At 31.0% G+C, this 20,205-nt stretch carries 17 protein-coding genes; 9 read left to right on the top strand and 8 right to left on the bottom strand.

What is annotated here, in order from left to right; translation table 11 throughout:
• Positions 1 to 97 precede the first annotated feature (97 nt).
• From CSUB8523_RS04810 to CSUB8523_RS04775, 8 genes are all read left to right on the top strand, one after another.
• On the top strand, positions 98 to 412 hold the full coding sequence (locus tag CSUB8523_RS04810) for a 2-oxoglutarate:acceptor oxidoreductase, delta subunit (protein WP_039663780.1): 315 nt from the start codon (positions 98 to 100) through the stop codon (positions 410 to 412).
• 8 nt (positions 413 to 420) lie between these two features.
• A complete protein-coding gene (locus tag CSUB8523_RS04805; protein WP_039663778.1) occupies positions 421 to 1,545 on the top strand; it encodes a 2-oxoglutarate synthase subunit alpha in 1,125 nt (374 codons plus the stop codon).
• Position 1,546: 1 nt separating this feature from the next.
• Entirely contained in the window at positions 1,547 to 2,392 is an 846-nt protein-coding gene (locus tag CSUB8523_RS04800; RefSeq protein ID WP_043019798.1) for a 2-oxoglutarate ferredoxin oxidoreductase subunit beta, read from the top strand.
• Complete coding sequence (locus CSUB8523_RS04795; protein ID WP_043019797.1) at positions 2,389 to 2,946, top strand: 2-oxoglutarate:acceptor oxidoreductase, gamma subunit; 558 nt, start codon at positions 2,389 to 2,391, stop codon at positions 2,944 to 2,946. The genes CSUB8523_RS04800 and CSUB8523_RS04795 overlap by 4 nt, the downstream gene beginning before the upstream one ends.
• Positions 2,947 to 3,029: 83 nt before the next feature.
• Positions 3,030 to 4,739, top strand: coding sequence for an acetolactate synthase III, valine-sensitive, catalytic subunit (locus tag CSUB8523_RS04790; RefSeq protein ID WP_043019796.1), 1,710 nt, complete (start codon positions 3,030 to 3,032; stop codon positions 4,737 to 4,739).
• Complete coding sequence (gene ilvN, locus CSUB8523_RS04785; protein ID WP_039663769.1) at positions 4,736 to 5,203, top strand: acetolactate synthase small subunit; 468 nt, start codon at positions 4,736 to 4,738, stop codon at positions 5,201 to 5,203. The genes CSUB8523_RS04790 and ilvN overlap by 4 nt, the downstream gene beginning before the upstream one ends.
• The gene (lpxD, locus tag CSUB8523_RS04780) at positions 5,200 to 6,159 is read left to right on the top strand and encodes a UDP-3-O-(3-hydroxymyristoyl)glucosamine N-acyltransferase (protein ID WP_043019795.1); all 960 of its coding nucleotides are present in this window, start codon (positions 5,200 to 5,202) and stop codon (positions 6,157 to 6,159) included. Before ilvN ends, lpxD begins: the two co-directional genes overlap by 4 nt.
• The gene (locus CSUB8523_RS04775; RefSeq protein ID WP_052243672.1) at positions 6,152 to 6,376 is read left to right on the top strand and encodes a hypothetical protein; all 225 of its coding nucleotides are present in this window, start codon (positions 6,152 to 6,154) and stop codon (positions 6,374 to 6,376) included. The genes lpxD and CSUB8523_RS04775 overlap by 8 nt, the downstream gene beginning before the upstream one ends.
• 1 nt (position 6,377) lies before the next feature.
• On the opposite strand, the gene CSUB8523_RS04770 is transcribed toward CSUB8523_RS04775, so the two are convergent.
• From CSUB8523_RS04770 to CSUB8523_RS04745, 6 genes are all read right to left on the bottom strand, one after another.
• A complete protein-coding gene (locus CSUB8523_RS04770; protein ID WP_043019793.1) occupies positions 6,378 to 9,077 on the bottom strand; it encodes a cytochrome c biogenesis protein in 2,700 nt (899 codons plus the stop codon).
• 10 nt (positions 9,078 to 9,087) lie between these two features.
• On the bottom strand, positions 9,088 to 9,687 hold the full coding sequence (locus CSUB8523_RS04765; RefSeq protein WP_052243671.1) for a SoxW family protein: 600 nt from the start codon (positions 9,685 to 9,687) through the stop codon (positions 9,088 to 9,090).
• Between the two features lie 57 nt (positions 9,688 to 9,744).
• Positions 9,745 to 11,811: a cytochrome c family protein gene (locus CSUB8523_RS04760; protein ID WP_052243670.1), complete on the bottom strand. Its 2,067-nt coding sequence runs from the start codon at positions 11,809 to 11,811 to the stop codon at positions 9,745 to 9,747.
• A 47-nt stretch (positions 11,812 to 11,858) separates the two neighbouring features.
• Positions 11,859 to 13,796, bottom strand: coding sequence for a multiheme c-type cytochrome (locus CSUB8523_RS04755; protein WP_082019368.1), 1,938 nt, complete (start codon positions 13,794 to 13,796; stop codon positions 11,859 to 11,861).
• 184 nt (positions 13,797 to 13,980) lie between these two features.
• Positions 13,981 to 14,616 carry a S24 family peptidase gene (locus tag CSUB8523_RS04750; protein WP_043019791.1) on the bottom strand — a complete coding sequence of 212 codons (636 nt, stop codon included), beginning with the start codon at positions 14,614 to 14,616 and terminating at the stop codon, positions 13,981 to 13,983.
• Between the two features lie 116 nt (positions 14,617 to 14,732).
• The gene (locus tag CSUB8523_RS04745) at positions 14,733 to 15,227 is read right to left on the bottom strand and encodes a ferritin (protein ID WP_039663757.1); all 495 of its coding nucleotides are present in this window, start codon (positions 15,225 to 15,227) and stop codon (positions 14,733 to 14,735) included.
• Between the two features lie 579 nt (positions 15,228 to 15,806).
• On the opposite strand from CSUB8523_RS04745, the gene CSUB8523_RS04740 reads away from it, so the two are divergent.
• A complete protein-coding gene (locus CSUB8523_RS04740) occupies positions 15,807 to 18,242 on the top strand; it encodes a hypothetical protein (RefSeq protein ID WP_043019790.1) in 2,436 nt (811 codons plus the stop codon).
• Here the strand turns inward: CSUB8523_RS04740 and CSUB8523_RS04735 are convergent, their stop codons facing one another.
• Together CSUB8523_RS04735 and CSUB8523_RS04730 are read right to left on the bottom strand one after the other, a co-directional pair.
• Positions 18,243 to 19,532, bottom strand: a complete 1,290-nt coding sequence (locus tag CSUB8523_RS04735; protein WP_043019789.1) for a sensor histidine kinase — start codon at positions 19,530 to 19,532, stop codon at positions 18,243 to 18,245.
• The gene (locus CSUB8523_RS04730; protein WP_043019788.1) at positions 19,526 to 20,185 is read right to left on the bottom strand and encodes a response regulator transcription factor; all 660 of its coding nucleotides are present in this window, start codon (positions 20,183 to 20,185) and stop codon (positions 19,526 to 19,528) included. Before CSUB8523_RS04730 ends, CSUB8523_RS04735 begins: the two co-directional genes overlap by 7 nt.
• Positions 20,186 to 20,205: the final 20 nt, after the last annotated feature.

Genomic DNA, 20,205 nt, shown 5'->3' with positions numbered 1-20,205 from the left:
CTTTCAAATAATGCTATAAATTCGCTATAATAAAAAGTTTGTTTAAAAATAACTTTTGATAAAAAATCATTAAAAAAATTACAAAAACTAGAAAGGAATATTAATGGTAGCTCCAGAAAATACACCAGTTTGGGTTGATGAAGCAAGATGCAAAGCTTGTAATATCTGTGTTAGCTATTGTCCAGCTGGAGTTTTAGCAATGAGAGATGAAATCAGTGCAGTTTTAGGACAGATGATAGAAGTGGTTCATCCTGATTCTTGTATAGGCTGTAGCGAGTGCGAAAGCCACTGTCCTGATTTTGCAATTTTTGTTGCTAAGAGAGATGAGTTTAAATTCGCAAAGCTTACACCTGAAGCCAAAGAAAGAGCTTTAGCAGTCAAAGAAAATAAATACAAAAAACTAAATGCTTAGGAAAAACAATGAGAGAGATTATATCAACAGGAAATGTTTTAGTAGCAAAAGCTGCAATTGATTGTGGCTGTAAATTTTTTGGTGGCTATCCAATTACCCCAAGTTCTGAAATAGCGCATGAGCTAAGCCATATGTTGCCAAAAAATGATGGTACTTTTATTCAAATGGAAGATGAAATTTCAGGTATTAGTGTGGCTTTGGGTGCTTCAATGAGTGGAGTTAAGTCCATGACGGCAAGTAGTGGCCCTGGAATTTCTTTAAAAGCTGAGCAAATTGGTCTAGGTTTTATAGCTGAAATTCCACTAGTAATTGTAAATGTTATGAGAGGTGGACCATCAACAGGGCTTCCAACAAGAGTTGCGCAAGGAGATTTATTTCAAGCAAAAGCTCCAACACACGGTGATTATGCGAGTATAGCTTTAGCTCCTGCTTCATTAGAAGAGGCTTATACTGAAACCATTAGAGCCTTTAATTTGGCAGAAAAATACATGACACCAGTATTTTTACTTTTAGATGAAACAATAGGACATATGAATGGTAAGGCAAAATTACCTGATTTAGAAGAATTAAAAATCATCAATCGTAAAAAATTTACTGGCGACAAAAAAGACTATAAGCCTTATGCAGCAGGGGAAAATGAAGCTGCGACACTTAATCCTTTCTTTGAAGGTTATCGCTATCATATCACAGGGCTTCATCATGGAGATATTGGTTTTCCAACTGAAGATGGGGCGATTGTAGATAAAAATATGAAAAGATTGTTTGGTAAGATTAAAAACAACACAGATGAAATTTGTACTTATGAAGAATTTATGTGTGATGATGCACAGTTTTTGATTATTGCTTATGGTAGTGTTGCAAGATCTGCTAAAGAAGCTATCTTAAGACTTAGAGAAGAGGGTTTAAAGGTAGGGCTTTTTAGACCTATTACTCTTTATCCAGTAGCTGAGAAAAAAATAGCTCAAGTGGTATCTAAATTTGAAAAAGTTATGGTAAGTGAGCTTAATATGGGGCAATATTTAGAAGAAATTCAAAGAGTGAGCAAAAGAGATGATTTTATTAGCTTGCACCGTGCAAATGGTCGCCCTATAACCCCAAGTGAAATTATTGCTAAAGTAAAGGAGAATATGTAAGATGGCTTTTAATTATGATGAGTATTTAAGAGTAGATAAACTTCCAACGCAATGGTGCTGGGGTTGTGGGGATGGCGTTGTTTTAAAAGCTATTATTAGAGCTATTCAAAAACTTGGCTGGAATATGGATGATGTTTGCTTAGTTTCTGGCATAGGTTGTAGTGGTAGAATGAGTTCTTATGTAAATTGTAATACAGTGCATACTACCCATGGTAGAGCTATTGCTTATGCAACAGGGATTAAACTAGTAAATCCTAAAAAACATGTAATCGTAGTAAGTGGAGATGGTGATACTTTGGCAATTGGTGGAAATCATACTATCCATGGTTGCAGAAGAAATATAGATATAACACATATTTTGATCAATAACTTCATCTATGGTCTTACTAATTCACAAACCTCGCCAACTACTCCGCAAGGTTTTTACACTGTAACAGCACAAGCAGGTAATATTGATCCCAATTTTGATGCATGTGAGCTAACTAAAGCTGCAGGAGCTTCTTTTGTGGCAAGAACAAACGTGATTGAAGCAAATAAGCTTGAAAATATTATTTTTAAAGCTTTATCGCATAAGGGTTATAGTTTTGTTGATGTATTCTCAAACTGCCATATCAATTTAGGTAGAAAAAATAAAATGGGTGAAGCTGTAAGCATGCTTGATTGGATTAAAAATCGTTGCGTGGATAAGTTTAAATTTGAACAATTAGACTATGAGCAAAGAGCAGATAAATTCCCTACAGGAATTTTACATCAAGATGAAAGCAAGGCAGAATATTGCGAAGCTTATGAAGAAGTTAGAAGAGCCTTAAAAGAAAAAAGAATGGTTGATTTAGGAGCATTAAAATGAAATATCAATTAAGATTTTGCGGTGAAGGTGGACAAGGAGTTATCACTGCAGGTGAAATTTTAGCTAAAGCTGCCATTAAAGAAGGGCGCAATGCTTTTAAAGCTTCTACTTATACTTCTCAAGTTAGAGGTGGACCAACTAAGGTTGATATTATCATTGATGAAAGTGAAATCTTTTTTCCTTATGCAGTAGAAGGTGAGGTTGGTTTTATGCTTTCAACTGCTGATAAGGGTTATCATAATTTCAAAGATGGTGTTTGTGATGGCGGTGTTATAGTTGTAGAGCCAAATTTAGTTCATCCAAGCAAAGAGGATTATGCTAGATGGAAAATTTTTGAAATTCCTATTATTACTATAGCTAAGGAAGAAGTAGGTAATGTAGCTACTCAATCAGTCGTTGCTTTAGCTATAGCTGCTTATATGAGCAAATGCATTGATATTGAAGCTTTAAAACAAACTATGCTTGATATGGTGCCTGCAAAAACTAAAGAAGCAAATGCTAAGGCCTTTGATTTGGGCATAGAATACGCTAAAAAAGCCCAAGGAGTTTCTTGATTTTCAAGAAACTCCTCTTATAAAAATATATTTATCAAATTATCGTTATAATATTTTCCATTTTTCAACAAAAAGGTAAAATAATGAAGGAGCTAAATGGCTCGCAAATGATTTGTGAAACACTAAAAGAAGAGAATGTTAAGGTTGTTTTTGGTTATCCTGGTGGAGCAGCTTTAAATATTTATGATGAAATTTATAAACAAACGTATTTCAAGCATATTTTAGTAAGACATGAGCAAGCAGCCTTGCATAGTGCTGATGCATATGCTAGAATGAGTGGTGAAGTTGGTGTGGCAGTAGTTACAAGTGGACCCGGTTTTACTAATACAGTTACAGGTTTAGCTACTGCTTATAGCGATTCTATCCCCTTGGTTTTAATTTCAGCTCAAGTTGCAAATTCTTTAATAGGAACAGATGCCTTTCAAGAAATTGATGCTATAGGTATTTCAAGACCTTGTGTGAAGCATAATTATTTAGTGAAAAATATTGAAGAGTTACCTAGAATTTTAAAAGAAGCTTTTTATATTGCTACAACAGGTAGAAAAGGACCTGTGCATATTGATATACCTAAAGATGTTACTGCGGCTACGGGTGTTTGGGATTATCCTAAAGAAATTTTCATGAAGACTTATAAGCCTACTTATAGGGGAAATATTAAGCAAATTAAAAAACTAGTTAGCTTGATAAAAAATTCCCAAAAACCTTTATTTTACCTAGGTGGAGGTTGTATAGCTTCTAATGCTAGTGATGCATTAAGAGAATTAATTCATTTTTGTCAAATTCCTGCGGTTGAAACTTTAATGGCATTAGGAACTTTAAGAAGTGATGATGAGCTTAATTTAAAAATGGCAGGTATGCATGGGAGTTACTGTGCGAATATCGCTTTAAGTGAATGTGATTTGTTAATTGCTGTAGGGGCTAGATTTGATGATAGAATTACAGGAAAAACAAGTGAATTTGCAAAGAGTGCAAAAATTGTCCATATTGATATAGACCCAAGTTCTATTTCTAAAATCATTGAAGCACATTATCCTATAGTTGGGGATATTAAAAGTGTGATTATGGATACCTTAGAAGAGTTAAAAAAAGAAAATTTGGATCAGACTCAGTATCAAGAATGGTTTAAAACTCTACAAAGATATCAGCAGCTATATCCATTAAGCTATGAAGATAGTGATGAAGTGTTAAAGCCCCAGTGGGTAATAGAAGAGTGTGCTAGGTTGGCTCCTGATGCGAGAATTATCACAGATGTGGGGCAACATCAAATGTGGGTAGCGCAATTTTATCCGTTTAATTATACAAGACAACTTGCAACAAGTGGTGGTCAAGGAACTATGGGTTATTCTCTACCAGCAGCACTTGGAACTAAATTAGCTGTGGGTGAAGAAGTGGTGGTAAATTTTGTTGGTGATGGATCTTTTTTGATGAATATACAAGAGCTAATGACAGCAAGTGCTTATGGTATAAAAGTGATTAATATTATCTTAAATAATTCCTTTTTAGGTATGGTAAGACAGTGGCAAAGTATGTTTTACAAAGAAAGATTTTCCAATACAGACTTAAGCATTCAGCCTGATTTTGTAGGGATTGCAAGAGGATTTCACTGTGAGGGTTGCAATGTTTTTAGTAAGGAAGAATTTCAAAAAGCTTTTCAAAAAGCTTTAGAATCTGATAAAACCTATGTATTAAACGTAGCGATAGATCGCTATGAAGATGTACTGCCGATGGTACCAGCGGGTGGAGCGATTTATAATATGATTTTACCTAGTTTCAAAAACAAGGATAAAAAATGAAAAGAAGGGTGATTTCAGTTATTGTGTTAAACGAACACGGGGTGTTATCGCGCGTAGTTGGTCTTTTTTCAGGAAGAGGTTATAATATAGAATCTCTCACCGTGGCTCCACTTGATGATAAGGATTTTTCGAGGATAAACATCGTTACCTTAGGCGATGAAAAAGTTTTCGAGCAAATTATCAAGCAGTTACATAAGCTCATACCTACTTATAAGGTGATTGATTCAAGTGATTTTATAGAAAAAGAAACAGCATTAGTTAAAATCGCATTAAGTGAAAATTTTGCAGGATTAGATACTATATTAAAAGCTTACAATGGTAGTGTAACTTATAGTGATGATCAATGTATTATTGTGATGACGTGTGATGATGCTTGCAATATTGATAACTTTTTAAAAACCATGAAAAAGTATAATCCCATAAGTGTAGTAAGAAGTGGTTCTATTTTAATGGAGGTAAAATGAAAATTAGTGAAATTGCTAAATTTTTAGGCATAGAATATTGTGGAGATGATATAGAGATTACAGCTTTGAATTCTTTGAATAATGCAAGTTTTACTGAGCTTAGCTATTGTGATGGGGAAAAAAATTCTAAAAAAATAGCCAGCAGCGGAGCAGGGGCTATATTGGTATCTAAAGAATTTGAAAATTTGGTTTCAAAAGATTGTATTGAATTAGTTGTTGACAACCCACATTTATCCTTTGCGCTTTTAAGCAAACTTTTTGCTAAACCTTTGATTGCTAGTGAAAAAAGACAATCTCACATTGCTAAAAGTGCTAAAATCATGCCAAATGTTTATATAGGTGAAAATGTCCAAATAGCTAATCATGTAGTGGTAATGGCAGGAGCTTATATAGGGGATAATGTAAGTATAGGCGAGCATACTATCATTCATCCTAATGTTGTGATTTATAATGATACTAAAATTGGTAAAAAGTGTCATTTGTTAGCAAATTGTGTTATAGGTAGTGATGGTTTTGGTTATGCCCATACAAAAAATGGTGAGCATTATAAAATTTACCACAATGGCAATGTTATTTTGGAAGATTTTGTGGAAATTGGTGCTTGTACGACAATTGATAGAGCAGTTTTTGAAAGCACTATTATCAAGCAAGGTACTAAGATAGACAATCTTGTTCAAGTAGGACATAATTGTGAGATTGGAGAAAATTGTCTTATTGTAGCACAAAGTGGAATTTCAGGTTCGAGTATTTTGGGTAAAAATGTCATTATGGGTGGACAAAGTGCTACAAGTGGTCATTTAGAAATAGGAGATTTTGCTACCATAGCAGCAAGAGGTGGGGTGACTAAAAGCCTTGAGGGTGCTAGAGTATATGGTGGTTTTCCTATTATGCTTCAAAAAGATTGGTTAAAACTTCAGGCAAAAATTATTTCAGCTTATAGGGATAAACATGAGTAAAAAAATATACAAAAGCATAGAGCTACATGGCAGTAAAAACGGCGAAATTAGCCTTTGTCATCTTGCAAATCCTTATGGAGTAGGGAGTGAAGATATATTAAGTATTGGTGTGGCTTTAAAAAAAGAAAGTGGAGTGGATTGGAAAATTCACATTCCATATGAAAATTTAAAAGAGCTTATTCAAGCACTTCAGGAAATTGAAAAAAGTAGAGCCTAGTTTAAAAACTAGGCGTTTTGATATTTCTTTTTCTTCCTGCTAGTAGTATTAAAATCAAAATGAGCATTGTTAAGATATAAACATAAATAGGTATATTAAAACTATCTCCATTGGCATAAGAATGTAAACCAGAAAGGAAAAAATTTACTCCAAAATAAGTCATTAATATGCTATAAAATGTCAAAATACTAGCACTTGCAAAAGCAAAAATAAAACTAGTTTTAACAATAAACCTTAAGTGTAATACCATGGTATAAACTACAATAGAAATCAAAGCCCAAGTTTCTTTTGGATCCCAACCCCAGTATCTCCCCCAGCTTTCATTGGCCCATACTCCACCTAAGAAATTTCCTATAGTAAGCATCGCAAGTCCTATGATCATAGACATTTCATTAATACAATGCAGTTTTAAGATATTTTTATCGATATGATTGTTTTGATTTCTTAGGACAAAAAGGATTAAGCTTAAAATTCCAAGTATAAAACAAAGCGCTAAAAATCCATAACTTGCTGTTATAATGGATACATGAATATTAAGCCAATATGATTTTAAAACAGGAACTAAATTTCCAATTTGCGGATCCATAAAACCAAGATGTGCAACAAAAAGTGCAATTCCTGCTAAAAAACTTGCTCCACATAAGGCTAAGAGTGATTTTCTAAAAAACACCACAGCACTTATCGCGCATGCAAAAGCTATGTAAACCATGCTTTCATAAGCATTACTCCAAGGAGCGTGATCGCCTACATACCAACGAATGATTAAAGCTAGTGCATGTATTAACACACAAATACTCAAAATAATATAAAAAAACCCATATACCCAAGATGATAAAGTGGTGTTTTTTAATATAACATAAAAACTCAAAACAAAAAATACAAGTGAAAAGCTGATATAAATAAAGGTGAGATTATCAAAAATATTATAGTGATTTAGTAGTATTTCAAGTTCTATTCTTTCTTTTGGTGGTAAAATCTTGCTGCCATAGTGAAGCTGAAAATCTTTTAGAGATTGCAGAATTTCATTTGCGTCTTGCCATTGATTGTTTTCAATGCCATTGCGAGTTTGTAGAAAATAATTCACTAAAAGCATTTGTAAGCGTTCAATATCTTCTTTGGCAAAAGGTAAAACATGCACAGGAGAAAACCATTTTAAACTTTGTTCGTTAATATCAGGTAGTATAGTTAAAGCTTGTCCACTATAAATATAATAAGCGTGGTTGATTTTTTCATCCAAGGCGATCAAGTCTTTGTCTAATTTTGTGCGTTGTGAAGGGGTTTTTCGATTAGCTTCTTCGACATAATTGCTAAGCTTGTATACTCCATTGTCAAAAACATCATCAAATGCAATATGTTTTTCATTGATATTTGTGCCTATTAGTTTTCTTAAGTCTTTAGTTTTAGTAGAGATCATTTTGATTTTTCTAAATTCATTAGGATAAATCATCATAGCTAAAAAGATTTGATCATAATGTAAATTTAAAAAATCATCTTCCTGGGTGATTTTATGGATAAATTCCATCGCTAAAGTATCTAAAGGTTTTATTCTTCCGTTGTGATCTTGTACAAGTAATTTGGCAAAATTTAAAGAATGTGCGTATGAGTTTTTTTGGATATTGGAGATTAAATTTAAAATCTCATTTTTATTTTCTTGGGCAAAAAGTGGAGTATGCAAGCTTATAAAGAGCAAAGTTAATAATGTTAAATTTTGTCCTTTTTTAAGATAAACATTGAGGCGATGAAATCTTGAATTTTTATCAAATAAAACCCATAGAAATCCTAAGATCAATAAAGTATATCCTATATAGGTTGGAATTTTTCCAGGATCTTTATTGACTGAAAGTATTGTTCCTTGCTCATCTTGATCATATGAGTTTTGAAAAAATCTATATCCACCATAATCAAGAACATTATTCATAAAAATATCATAGTTTTGATAGATGTGGTTTTTTTCATCTATGATTTTGATTTTTGAAGTATAAGAAGAAGGACTCATAGAGCCTAAGTAGCGTTCTAGTATAAAATCTTCTAAATACAATGCAAAAGGAAGTTCGATTTTTCTTGGACCCCAGTTAATCTCAAAAGCTTTGTTTTGAAAATAAAATGAAGTTGCCACCTTGTCTGTGAAATTTGGATTTAAAGTGATATTTTTATCTTGATTTTGATAATGAATATTTAGTGTTAAGCTCGCAGGTGTTACAGAGTCTTTTTGCGCAGTGTAGTTAATGGAGCTTACGGTTAGCTTTTGATGATCAAAACTAAAAGTTTTTTGAAAATGTTTCTGACTAAGCGGTGTAAAACTGATGGGAAATTCTACACTTGTATTGGTATCAAGATCGGTTATTTTTATCAATTCTTCTCTTGTGGCTATGATGTTAGAACTTTGGTTTTCTCTTATATGCATTCCACCTTCTAAGCCAAAATACCGCGTAAGTCCTGCTCCTATAAGTATCATGATAAAAGAAAAATGTAAAAGTAAACTCGCGTATTTTTTCTTTTGTAGTAATTTTTTATAGATTATTACTCCGGCTAAATTAAGTCCTAGTAATAAATGTAGCATGTCAAACCAAGCATTATCATAAACTAAAGCTTTAGCTGCACTAATGCCATAGTCATTTTCTATAAAAGTTGCCACAGCACATGCTATAGCATAAACACTCATAAGTGAAAAACTCATTGCAAAAGAAAAAAAATACCGCATTGTGCAACCTTTAAATATTGTGGTCTTTGTAATAATGAATAAGCTTTTGCGCTATGCTTGCTTCATCTAATTTTTGATTTTCACTTTTATTTAAAAAATCCATAGTAGCGTATAATCTTTTTGCGCTTATAAAACCAGGGTAATTAAGCAAGGTTTGGTAGTTTTGGTTTAAAATTACAACCGTTGGAGTTGCTACGATATTATAAATACTAGAAAGTTCAGCGGTACTTAGATCGCTTTTGTGGTTTTTATAAAATGTATGAATTTTTTTATAGCTTATGTTGATATAATAAGAACTATATTGATCTTGTATCATTTTTTGTAATTTTTTGTCATTTTCTATTTCTTCTTTTAGTTTATCACAGTATATGCAGTGATTAGCACTAAAGATGATTAAGATGTTTTTTTCATCGCTTTTGATATTGGTATTGTCTTTAAATAAATGCGCGATTTCTTCGTAAGATTTTTTATCTAGATCTTTTGCTTTTTGTGAATTTTCTTTGGAAAATTGCGTACCACTTGAGATTAAATTAGAATCAAGCTTTTCTTCCTTAGAGCATGCTATAAAAAAAGCACAAGTTAGGCTAAGTAAGAGTATTGTTTTAAACATTTTTACATCCTTAAAGAAGTTGGAAAAAGTCCTTATTCGCTATTATAGCGAATAAGGTTATAAGATAGTGTTAAAGAAAGTATAAAGCATTAAAGATAAAAATACTAAGCCAGTGATTAGCATCGCAAATCCTATAAATTTAGATAACCATTGATATATTTTGGAATTACTTTTATTTTCATATAAAGTGCTTAGTTTACCACTTTCTTTTAAGCGTTTATACCACACACTTCTTTCTTGCTTGATTTCTTCTTCGCTTATACTTCCTGAGAAAATCACCATATCCATAGGGAATCGATCTGCTCTAAAATGTGTATTAAAGAAGTGAATTGCAAAAATAAATCCTGTAGCAAGCAATGCTTCATCAGAGTGAAGTAGGGTTGCTATGTTGATCGCCTCGCCTGGCAAAAATTTACCAAAGAAAGTAGGAAACCATAAAACAAGCCCTGAAATACCGATGATAAACATACCCCAAAATACTGCTAGATAGTCAAATTTCTCCCAATAAGTCCAGCGGTCAAATTGTGGTCTTGAACCAAAGCCAAAAAACCATTTAAAATGATCTTTCATATCTTTTAGATCTTGTAAATTTGGCATTAAAGAATCAGGACCAAAGGTCGCTTTTAAGACTTTTATAAAGCTTATTTTTCCGGTTATTGGATCTCTTGCTACATCGCGACGCTTCCAATTGACAATGATAATTTCTCCGATGTGAGAGAAAAACACCGCAAACATTACAATCGCGGATATATGGTGTATAGTAGCTGCATGAACGATATCTCCACCCATTAAATCGATCATAGGTTTAGCCCATGGTGAGTCGTAAAATTTTTGTGGTAAACCTGAAAAAGCAAGCCCTAAAAAGCTAGCTGCCATAAAGAAATGCTGAATTCTATGTAAGGTGGTAAATCTTCTTACTTTCACCCTATCTTCATGAGCTGCTTTTCTTGCTTCTTTCCATTCTTTAGGGTATTTAATACGCATAGCAATTAAACGCAAGCACCAAAGTATAGTATGAGCACCAAAGAAAACAAACACAGAGATAACTAAAATAGTCATAAAAATATAAGCACCATGTAAACCCGGATAGTTTTCTCCATCTCCATGATCAGCATGCGCCATCCAATTTACAAAATTTTCATTTGAATTAGGGTGGCAAGATTGACAAGTTTGAACACGGTTAATAGGAAATAAACTTGAACTTCTCTCTGTAGATTTTAAGATATTGTGCTTACCATGACAGTCAGAACATGTAGCAACACTTGGAGTCTCCCCTGGTGTGCTTAATACCATACCTTTACCATGAAAAGTCATATGGAATGTTTTGGTTTTTTGTTTATGGCATTGTGCACATTTTTGATCCACTAATTGCTTTTGTGAATAAATACCTGAATGCTTTGGACTAACATGGATGGAATGACAAGTTATACAAGAAGGTTTTTCTTTTTTATTTTCTGTGCTTTGATTTGGTAGAAATTCTTGCACTCCATGAGCACTTTTTGCTAAAGCATTGCTTGCTTTTTCGTGGCAAGTAGCGCATTTTTGGTTGATTAGATTTTTACTTGCTGCAATATCAGCTCTAATACCCTTGTCTTTTTGCGCGTGACAATCACGACAAGAAGGAGTGTTGCTAAATTTAAATCTTGAATGAATCGTATCTTTAAATTCAATAATCTCTTTAGCTTTTTCCCATTTTACAGTGTCGATTTTTTCGACTTTTCTACCTGATGTTACCCATGATTCAATACCATCAAGCATTACAACAGAGTTTTTATAGCCAAGTTCTATAGCAACAGCAGCAGCTTGAGAAGCTTCAAATCTAAAACGATTTAAACCATAAAATACTAAATTTGCATTTTTATCTTGCGGTAGTAAATTTTGCCAATTTTCAACATAAGTTGATATAGAATTAGGTATATAACCATTAGTTTGTCTATCTTGCTCTGAATTGACATCAAAAAAATAAGTATTATTTTGATCTAGCATTGCTTGAGCTTGAGCTAAACTAATGCTTTTGACACCTTCTATTGTTCCTATTTCTCCATTTGCCTCAGCAAAAACAAATCCTGATGGCGTAAAAAGAGCAAAAAAAACAATAAAAAATCGTGTAATTAAATTTTTCAAGACTAGCTCCTTATTTACAAGGAAGAATGTTATATTCTTCCTTTATTTTATTTACCATTTAGGATATTTTGTGCTTCTTGGATATAAATCAACGCTTCTTCTATGATCTTTTTAGAATAAGCAGGTCCATGAACACCCCAAGATCCATCTTTTTCTAGTCTATCAGCTATGGCTTGAGCTTGATTAGTTAGGCTTAAGACTTTTGATTTTTGTTCTACTGAAAGTTTAGTTTTTTCAGCAAAAGTTTTATCAATGTTTGCTATGCCTTGTCTGATTTTTTCATAGCCTTCTTTAACAGGGTTTTGCCACTGCATAACTTTATCATAAATCATTTCTTGATTGCTAAAATGAAGTTTTTCAGGTAGAGTTGATTGTACTGGACTATGGCAACCACTTGCACCAGGTCCCATTAGATTGATATCGCTAAAGCTTGTTCTACCACAACTCCACATCAAATCAAGGAAAAATCTACCCTCATCATCTCTAGCTATAGTCCAACCACTTACTTTAGGAGATCTTTCTTTGCCTTCTGGTGGATTTAGTGTTTTTGCGGTTTTATCTACTTTGATATTCCAAATATGCGAAGCTCTTACATTATCAAAACCACCTTTGTCAGGGTTTTGAACCGCACCAAAGTTTTCACAACTCATCATGTTTGGCATATGGCAAGCTGTACAATTGTCTTTTGCGTGAATTCCACCTTTTTTGAAAAAGCTAGCTTGTGTTTCATGGCAGTCTTTACAAGTTTTTTTAAGTTTTGTTTTAGTATATCCACTTTTCCAATCATTAAAGGTTACTTCATGTGGATCATGGCAAGTATTACATCTCATGCCTTTATCATAGTGTGCTGAAGAATACATCTGTGCACCTTCCGTTCCACATGCAGGACAGCTTGACTTAAAGTATGCATTAAATGGTTTTCTAGGGTTGATTTTAGCATCAGTTTCGTTGTAAGAAAATCTTTGATGGCATCTTTCACAGTTTGATGGCATACCCGCACCTCTTGCACCATAAAGGTGAGCTCCAGCCCCATGGCATTCTTCACAAGTAATCCCTTTTGAAATGGTGTGTTTTTGAAGTTCTTTTGGATTGCCTAAGGCTTTGTAAAATTCTTCTTTACTTTTAAAGTCAAATTTAAATGTATGACAAGTTTCACAATATGCAGTTGCAGGTTGAAACACTGCTTTTTCTTTATAACTTGCTGCATAGGAATTTGTCCCCCAAACTTGAGAACCATTTCCGCCAAAGTCTTCCATTTTGGTAGGAAAACCTGGAGCAAATGTTGCTATTTTTTGCGCCATTTCAGGCGTTAAAAACTCACTCCAAAGTCTTGAAAACTGATTGCCACCAGCGGTTAATTTACCACTTAAATCACTCAAATTCCCATCTTCAACATGGTAAGTTCCACGCACAAGCCATCTATCTATAAAACCGTATTTTGTTCTTGGTGTTCCAATAAGAGCATAAACATCATTAGGATAAATTCCATCAGGTAAAATAGTAGCTTGAGAATTATACATAGGTTTTTTTAAACCATCAGCTCCACCAACTTCTTCCATTTCATGTGGGAAACGCACAGTTTTTGCATGACGAGAGCGTTCCCAAGAAGCATATTGGGCAGGGTGGCACTCACCGCATTTTTTTGGACCTACAAATTTATTTGGAAAATCTAAAAAAGACTCATAAGGCAAACGATAAGTAATAGAAGCTTGTTTTAAATCATGCTCTTTGGCAAATTTAGCACCGTTTTGATTAACAACCCAGTTTTCTGTTCTATCGCTATGGGTAAATTTACCCACCAAACGTCCTTCTTTTTCATATTTAAAAATAGGATGGTGTTTGTAAAGATAGTCAAAAAATGCATCTTCTTGAACTACATAACCATCAAGAGTTCTAGGCTCTGAAGAAGCAAAAGATTGCGAACTTAAACTTATACCTAAAGCTAAACAGGCGTAGGTAGCAGCCTTAGCTAATTTGTGTTTCATAACTTCCCTTTCGCGTATTTTGTTAAAAGATAAAAATACTCTTATTTATTATCTATTAACTATTAAAGTATAATTGTGACGATTTTTTAATAAAAATTAACTTAAAAATATATTTTTATTTATTTTTTATTAATCTAAACAATAAAAATTATTATTTATGAAAAAAGAAGTTATTTATCAGGTATTAAATTCTACTTATAGTCCCCACTACCTTACCAACGATTAAAAAATCACCATTTTGGTAATGTACATCAGCATAGCTTAGATTAAAAGAGTGTAGATAAACTCCTCCTTTGTTGCTTTTAAAAATTTGTTTGATAAATAAACCATCTCGAGTATTTACCGCAAAAACTCCACCTTCTTTAAAGCTTTTGCTTTTATCTACTAAACATAAAGAATCATCTTTGATTTCAGGCTCCATACTATCACCTATACAAGGAATAATATCGCAATCTTTGGAGCCAAAAAAATCACTAAGCTTTTCATCTATAATTACTTCGGAAAAACTTACATTATCATTTAAAGCCCCACCTCCCATAGAGGCATTAACATCGTAATATTTTAAAACATTACAATTTAGATTAAGTGCTGGAGTATTGCTCTCAAGGGAGTCTTCATAAAAAAAAGCATTGATGTTGATGTTTCTTTCATTGAGAAAATGAAGTATTTGTTTATAAGGTATGGAATTTCTAAATTTCATACTATAGAAAGTATCGGGGTTGATATTTAGTATTTTAGCTACATCGGAATCTTTAGCGTTTTTTATACCTTCTTTTTGGAGTATAAATTTTAGTTTATCGGTAATTTCATTCATTTGCATAAAAATCCTTTTAAATAAAAGGTATTTTAGCAAATTTTCTTTTATTTTACAAGATATTTTTTAAAATAAAAGATTTTAGCTTCCAAAATTTTAAAATAAAGGAAGCTAAATAAAAATTAATGGTTGATCAAGCTTTTGATGTATTGATCTGCCATGTATAAGCCATTACCATTGTCGCTTATGAGCTTGATTTTATCTACAATGCCTCTAAAAAGCGCTTCCTCTTCATGTTGTTCGCTTACATACCATTGTAAGAAATTAAAAGTGGAATAATCTTTACTTGAAAGCATAAAATCCACAAGATTATTGATAGAAGCGGTAATGCTTTGCTCATGTTCAAAGGTTTTTTCAAACACATCAAGCAATGATTTAAAATCACTATCAGGTTTTTTAACTTCTTTTAATTCTACCTTAGAATCAGTTTCATTTAAATAAGTGATGAGTTTTCTTGCATGATCGCTTTCTTCTCTTGCATGCTCAAACAAAAACGCCCCCGCACCATCAAAACTATGCTCATAACACCATGAACTCATGCTTAAATACAAATTTGCTGCATACATTTCTTTGTTGATTTGCTCATTTAGCAAAGCTATTACTTCTTTAGATAGCATTTTTTCTCCTTTTTTTATAATGACTTTATAATGATATATTTTTTAGTTTAAAATATCTTTTAATTTTAACCTCTTAATAATTTTTCCATCCCTTTGTCTGAATTTTCTTTATATAATTGAAATAAATATTTCGTAAATTTTTAAATTATCTTCACAACAAAATTTAAAATTATATTTATTTTCTCCAAATATATTAACATATCTTTTCTTTTTACTGTTTAGGTTTCTTTTTTGATTTATTATATATTATGTAATTATTTTTATTCAATTGTAATGCTTTTTGAAAAAGATAAACTATGGATAAGTCACTTAAGGGAAAAGAAAAACTATAAATATAAATATTTTTTTGCTTTAACTATCGCATTAAATGCTTTCATCCAAAGAGCTTGTATAGTTGCATGGCTATAGTTACTTGTTTTATCAAGTATAGGTGGAATATTGAACGATTATAATACCAATAAAAATTTATATTAATGATTTAAAATATGGTATTTTAATCTATAATAGAAATAAAAAATAATTGAAAAATAATATTCTTTTGTTTAAAATTGCAAGTTTATTTATTATCAAAGGTTAAAAATGCAAGAATGGTTAAAAGTAGATGAAGAAACTTTAAAAAACAAAGTGCGTGAAGCGTATTTTTCAAAATTTTCTATAGTTGGTTCTAAGATAGATTTTATTATCACGCAAAAGCACAAAGATTTAGGCGAGATTAATTTATTTTGGGCTGAAGCTAAGCAAGGCATAAGTGATATTAAAAAATCATTTGTTCAACTCATTATGACTATAAAAAATGGAAGTTTTCATACCATGCAAACACCTGCTTTAATAGGTGCATTTGATGCTGAAAAAATCGCATTTTTACCTTATTATAAAATTCAAGAAATTTTTTATCAAAATGATAGGGTTTGGGGTGTAGCAGCTAGCAAACACACAAGTGAGCAGTTTTTAAAACTTTTAAAAGAATTAGATGAAATTTTAAACGAAGCTTTGATTTTTTACTATGAAAAAAATGATAAGGAATTAAAAAATTTCATAAAAGAAAATTTAACAAACGAAAACATAAGCAAATTTAAAATCGACAAAAACAACTTTGTAAGCATATATCACAAATGGAGCAAAAGCGTAAAAGAAAGCATAAGTATAGATTGGGATTTAGCAAAGAAAAACGGCATTATCGATGCGGACTTTTACCTAGCTGATTTACTCTCAAATGAAAATCAAACCATAGTAGAAAAGCTTTTTGCTATCTTGAAAAAAGATCATTATGAATTTAATGCCAAAAAGACGGATCTAGGCTCTATCGCTACAGAAAAAACGGGCTTTAAAGACAATCAAAAAGCACATAAAGATTTTTGGGCTATTTATGAGCGTCCGCCTTTGGAGGAATTTTGGGATTATATGATAGAGCGTAGGGATTTGCTTGTAGATCAAGACATTAGAGAAAGAAAAGGGGCGTTTTTTACTCCAAGAATTTGGGTGGATAAGGCTTGTGAGTATTTATCAAAGGCTTTAGGCAAAGACTATGAAGAGAAATACTATATATGGGACTGTGCTGGTGGGACAGGAAATTTACTAGCAAATTTCACAAATGCAAAAAATATTTTTTGCTCTACTATAGATAAAGCAGATGTTGATGTGATACATGAGCGTATAAAAAATGGTGCAAATTTATTTGAAAATCATGTTTTTCAATTTGACTTTTTAAATGATGAATTTTTTGATAAAGTAGATGATAAAGGCAATGTTATTTATAAATCAAAACTACCTTCAAATTTACAAGAAATTTTAAAAGATGAAAACAAACGCAAAAAACTCATCATTTTTATAAATCCACCTTATGCAGAAGCAGGAAATTCAAAAACTGCTACAAAAACAGGTATTCACAAGGCAAAAGTAGCAAGAGAAAATAGAATTTGTGAAAAATACAAAAATATCTTAGGTAAAGCTAACAACGAACTTTTTACACAATTTTATATAAGAATATATTGTGAGATTGATGGAGCTATGCTAGCTACTTTTTCTACTTTAAAATATGTAAATAGTTCTAATTTTGATGATTTTAGAGAAACTTTTAAGGCTAAATTTTTAAAAGGCTTCATAGCACCTTCTTATACTTTTGATAATGTAAATGGAAAATTTCCTATAGGGTTTTTGATATGGGATATGAGCCAAAAAGATGAGCTTAAAAAAGTAAAGCTTGATATGTTTAATGAAAATGGAAATTTTTTAGGTAAGAAAAATTTTTATAACGATAAAAAAGAAAGTATAAATAAATGGCTTAGAAAATTTAATATTAAAGATAATGGAATAGGTGTATTGATGACCGATGCACCTGATTTTCAACAAAATAACCATGTTGCAATTTTAAATCAGAAAGGGACGGCGCATTTAATTTTTCAAAATATAAATCAAAAAAACCTTATTGATACCGCAGTTTATTTTTCAGTACGCCATGCTATAAAAGCTACTTGGCTAAATAATAGAGATCAGTTTTTATACCCAAACAAAGCATATCAAAACGACAAAGAATTTCAAAGTGATTGTTTGGCTTTTATACTTTTTCATGGACAAAATAAAATTAGCGCAAAAGAAGGTGTAAATCACTTCATACCTTTTAGTGAGAAAGAATTAGGCATTACCCAAGAAGCATTTAAGAGTGATTTTATGTATAAATTTATAAATGGCAAGATAAAAAACGAAGATGTTTTATTTGATGATACATTAGACAAGGTGGAATTTTCTAATGAAGCAAAAGAACTTTTAAAAGCAGGCAAAGAGCTTTTTAAGTATTATCACACACATAAAGAAAAGGCAGGGTATTTAGTAAATGCTTCTTTGTATGATATAAAAGAATTTTTTCAAGGTAGAAATGAAAAAAGCAAGATGAACATACCTAGCAAAGCAAAAGATGAGCATTATAAAATTTTACTTAGTGATTTGAATTTAGCTTTGGATGTTTTAGCTAAAAAAATCGAGCCAAAAATTTATGAATATGGCTTTTTGAGAGAGTGATTAGCCAATACTAAAAGAAAATATGCTACCTTTTTGTGGGCTAGATTGAATTTTTAAAGAACTTTTGTGTAAAGTGAGTATTTTTTTAACTAAAAACAATCCTAGTCCAAAAGAATTGTTTTGGCTAGTATTGATTTTATAAAATTTTTTTGTGATTAATTTTAAGTATTTTTCCTCTATGCCTATGCCTTGATCTTGTATAATAAATTCTTGGTTTTTAACTTCAATAAAAATATCTTTTTGACTATATTTTAGTGCATTGCTAATGAGATTAATAATAACTTGCTCAATGAGAAAAGAATCTGCTTTTATGAAAGTTTGCTCTCCTTGAATTTTAATCCTGCTTTCATTAAAATTTTCAACAATATTTTTACTTAAAGCATATAAATCAAAATTTTCTTCATTTAAAGATATGATATTTAAATTAAAAACAAAATTTAGTTTGTGTGTTAGTTGGTTGATTTTTACGCTTTGCTTGTGAATTTTTTCAAGCATAAATTTTCTCATAGTTTCATCATTATGTTCTTTTTCTAAAGATTGCAAACTTAAATTTATAACACTTAAAGGATTTTTTAACTCATGTGAAATAGCGCTGATTAAATTTGAAAGTTGAGTGTTTTTCATTTTAATTTTTTTGGCTTGTTTTTTATTTTGTAATTCTTTCTCATAAAATAATTTTTTTATTTTTAATAATCTTAAATTTAAAGAATTTAAATCATAAAAAAAGTTCTTTGTAAAATGAAATTCTGATTGACTCTTTATATTTTTAATAAACAAAAGTAATTCTTGAAAGTATTTTTTAAAAAAGTTAAATATAAAAATATATATTGCAGTTAATACTGCTAAAAAAAGTAAAAAAATCAAAATATTTTTTATCCAAAAATCTTGTATTTTTGCGTTTATTTTTGGATAAACAATGATGATGTATTTATATCCTTCATATTGATAAGCTTTATAATAAATTTCTTTATTATTAAAAAATTCATGTGTAAAATCTGCGTTAAATTGTTTTTTAAAGAAATCAAAATCATCTAAAGATGAGATGGTTTTTCCATCTTTTTTGATGATAAAATCTGCTCTTGTTTGTTGAGAAAATTCTTGAATGTTGTTTGTATTGAGTGTTTTTATAATGCTAAATTTTAATGTATCATTCAAGGTTTTTAATTTTTGCTCATAAGTGCTTTTTATAGTGTTGTTTATATATTGCTCATTAACAAAATAAAACAATCCTATAAAAAATATACAAAAACATATAAAAAATAAAGCAAAAAAATTTCTGATTTTTAACACAATTTATAACCCACCGAGCGCACTGAAATGATATTTTCTTTAATTTGTGGAATTTTTTGTTTTAATCTTAAAATAGCCGTATTGATTGTCTTATCGCTTGTTGTGTCATTTTTCCATACTTGCTCACTTAAAAATTGACGGCTTAGAAGTTGATTTTTGTGATTAAAAAAACACTTGAGTAATTCTACATCTAGGGTTGATAAATTTTCAAATGTATTTGTTTGATAAATTAATTTTCTTTCTTCTATATATAAAGTAAAATCTTGATAAGAAATTTGTTCTTTTGGAGTTTTATTTCTTTTAGTTACGGCTTTGATTCTAAATAAAAGTTCATTAAAATCAAAAGGTTTGCATATATAATCATCGCAGCCTTGCTCAAAACCTTCTAAAATATCTTTTTGTAAAGTCTTTGCACTAAGAAAAATCACAGGCTCCATATAACCTTTTTTTCTTAATTGTTTTATCATCTCTACACTATCGCCACTTGGTAAATTTCTATCCATGATGATTAAGTCTATTTCATTTGTATCTAGAAAGGTTTCTAAGTCAAAAAAATCAAAATAATTATAAATTTTTATATTTTCTTGACTAAGTCTTAAACTAATTAACTCATTTAAATCTTTATCATCTTCTATCAAAATAACATTTAGCATACAAAATTATATCAAAAAAT

The sequence above is a fragment of the Campylobacter subantarcticus LMG 24377 genome, from assembly GCF_000816305.1.
Taxonomy (GTDB): Bacteria; Campylobacterota; Campylobacteria; order Campylobacterales; family Campylobacteraceae; genus Campylobacter_D; species Campylobacter_D subantarcticus.
The sequence above is the reverse complement of the archived record's forward strand: the minus strand, read 5'-3'. Positions and strand labels throughout refer to the sequence as shown.

Excerpts from the sequence above, each read along its gene's own strand:
- CSUB8523_RS04800 (WP_043019798.1), top strand. The coding sequence starts at position 1,547 with ATGGCTTTTAATTATGATGAGTATTTAAGAGTAGATAAACTTCCAACG.
- CSUB8523_RS04730 (WP_043019788.1), bottom strand. The coding sequence starts at position 20,185 with ATGCTAAATGTTATTTTGATAGAAGATGATAAAGATTTAAATGAGTTA.
- CSUB8523_RS04795 (WP_043019797.1), top strand. The coding sequence starts at position 2,389 with ATGAAATATCAATTAAGATTTTGCGGTGAAGGTGGACAAGGAGTTATC.
- CSUB8523_RS04745 (WP_039663757.1), bottom strand. The coding sequence starts at position 15,227 with ATGCTATCTAAAGAAGTAATAGCTTTGCTAAATGAGCAAATCAACAAA.
- CSUB8523_RS04775 (WP_052243672.1), top strand. The coding sequence starts at position 6,152 with ATGAGTAAAAAAATATACAAAAGCATAGAGCTACATGGCAGTAAAAAC.
- CSUB8523_RS04770 (WP_043019793.1), bottom strand. The coding sequence starts at position 9,077 with ATGCGGTATTTTTTTTCTTTTGCAATGAGTTTTTCACTTATGAGTGTT.
- CSUB8523_RS04755 (WP_082019368.1), bottom strand. The coding sequence starts at position 13,796 with ATGAAACACAAATTAGCTAAGGCTGCTACCTACGCCTGTTTAGCTTTA.
- CSUB8523_RS04750 (WP_043019791.1), bottom strand. The coding sequence starts at position 14,616 with ATGCAAATGAATGAAATTACCGATAAACTAAAATTTATACTCCAAAAA.
- CSUB8523_RS04790 (WP_043019796.1), top strand. The coding sequence starts at position 3,030 with ATGAAGGAGCTAAATGGCTCGCAAATGATTTGTGAAACACTAAAAGAA.
- CSUB8523_RS04805 (WP_039663778.1), top strand. The coding sequence starts at position 421 with ATGAGAGAGATTATATCAACAGGAAATGTTTTAGTAGCAAAAGCTGCA.
- CSUB8523_RS04765 (WP_052243671.1), bottom strand. The coding sequence starts at position 9,687 with ATGTTTAAAACAATACTCTTACTTAGCCTAACTTGTGCTTTTTTTATA.
- CSUB8523_RS04740 (WP_043019790.1), top strand. The coding sequence starts at position 15,807 with ATGCAAGAATGGTTAAAAGTAGATGAAGAAACTTTAAAAAACAAAGTG.
- ilvN (WP_039663769.1), top strand. The coding sequence starts at position 4,736 with ATGAAAAGAAGGGTGATTTCAGTTATTGTGTTAAACGAACACGGGGTG.
- lpxD (WP_043019795.1), top strand. The coding sequence starts at position 5,200 with ATGAAAATTAGTGAAATTGCTAAATTTTTAGGCATAGAATATTGTGGA.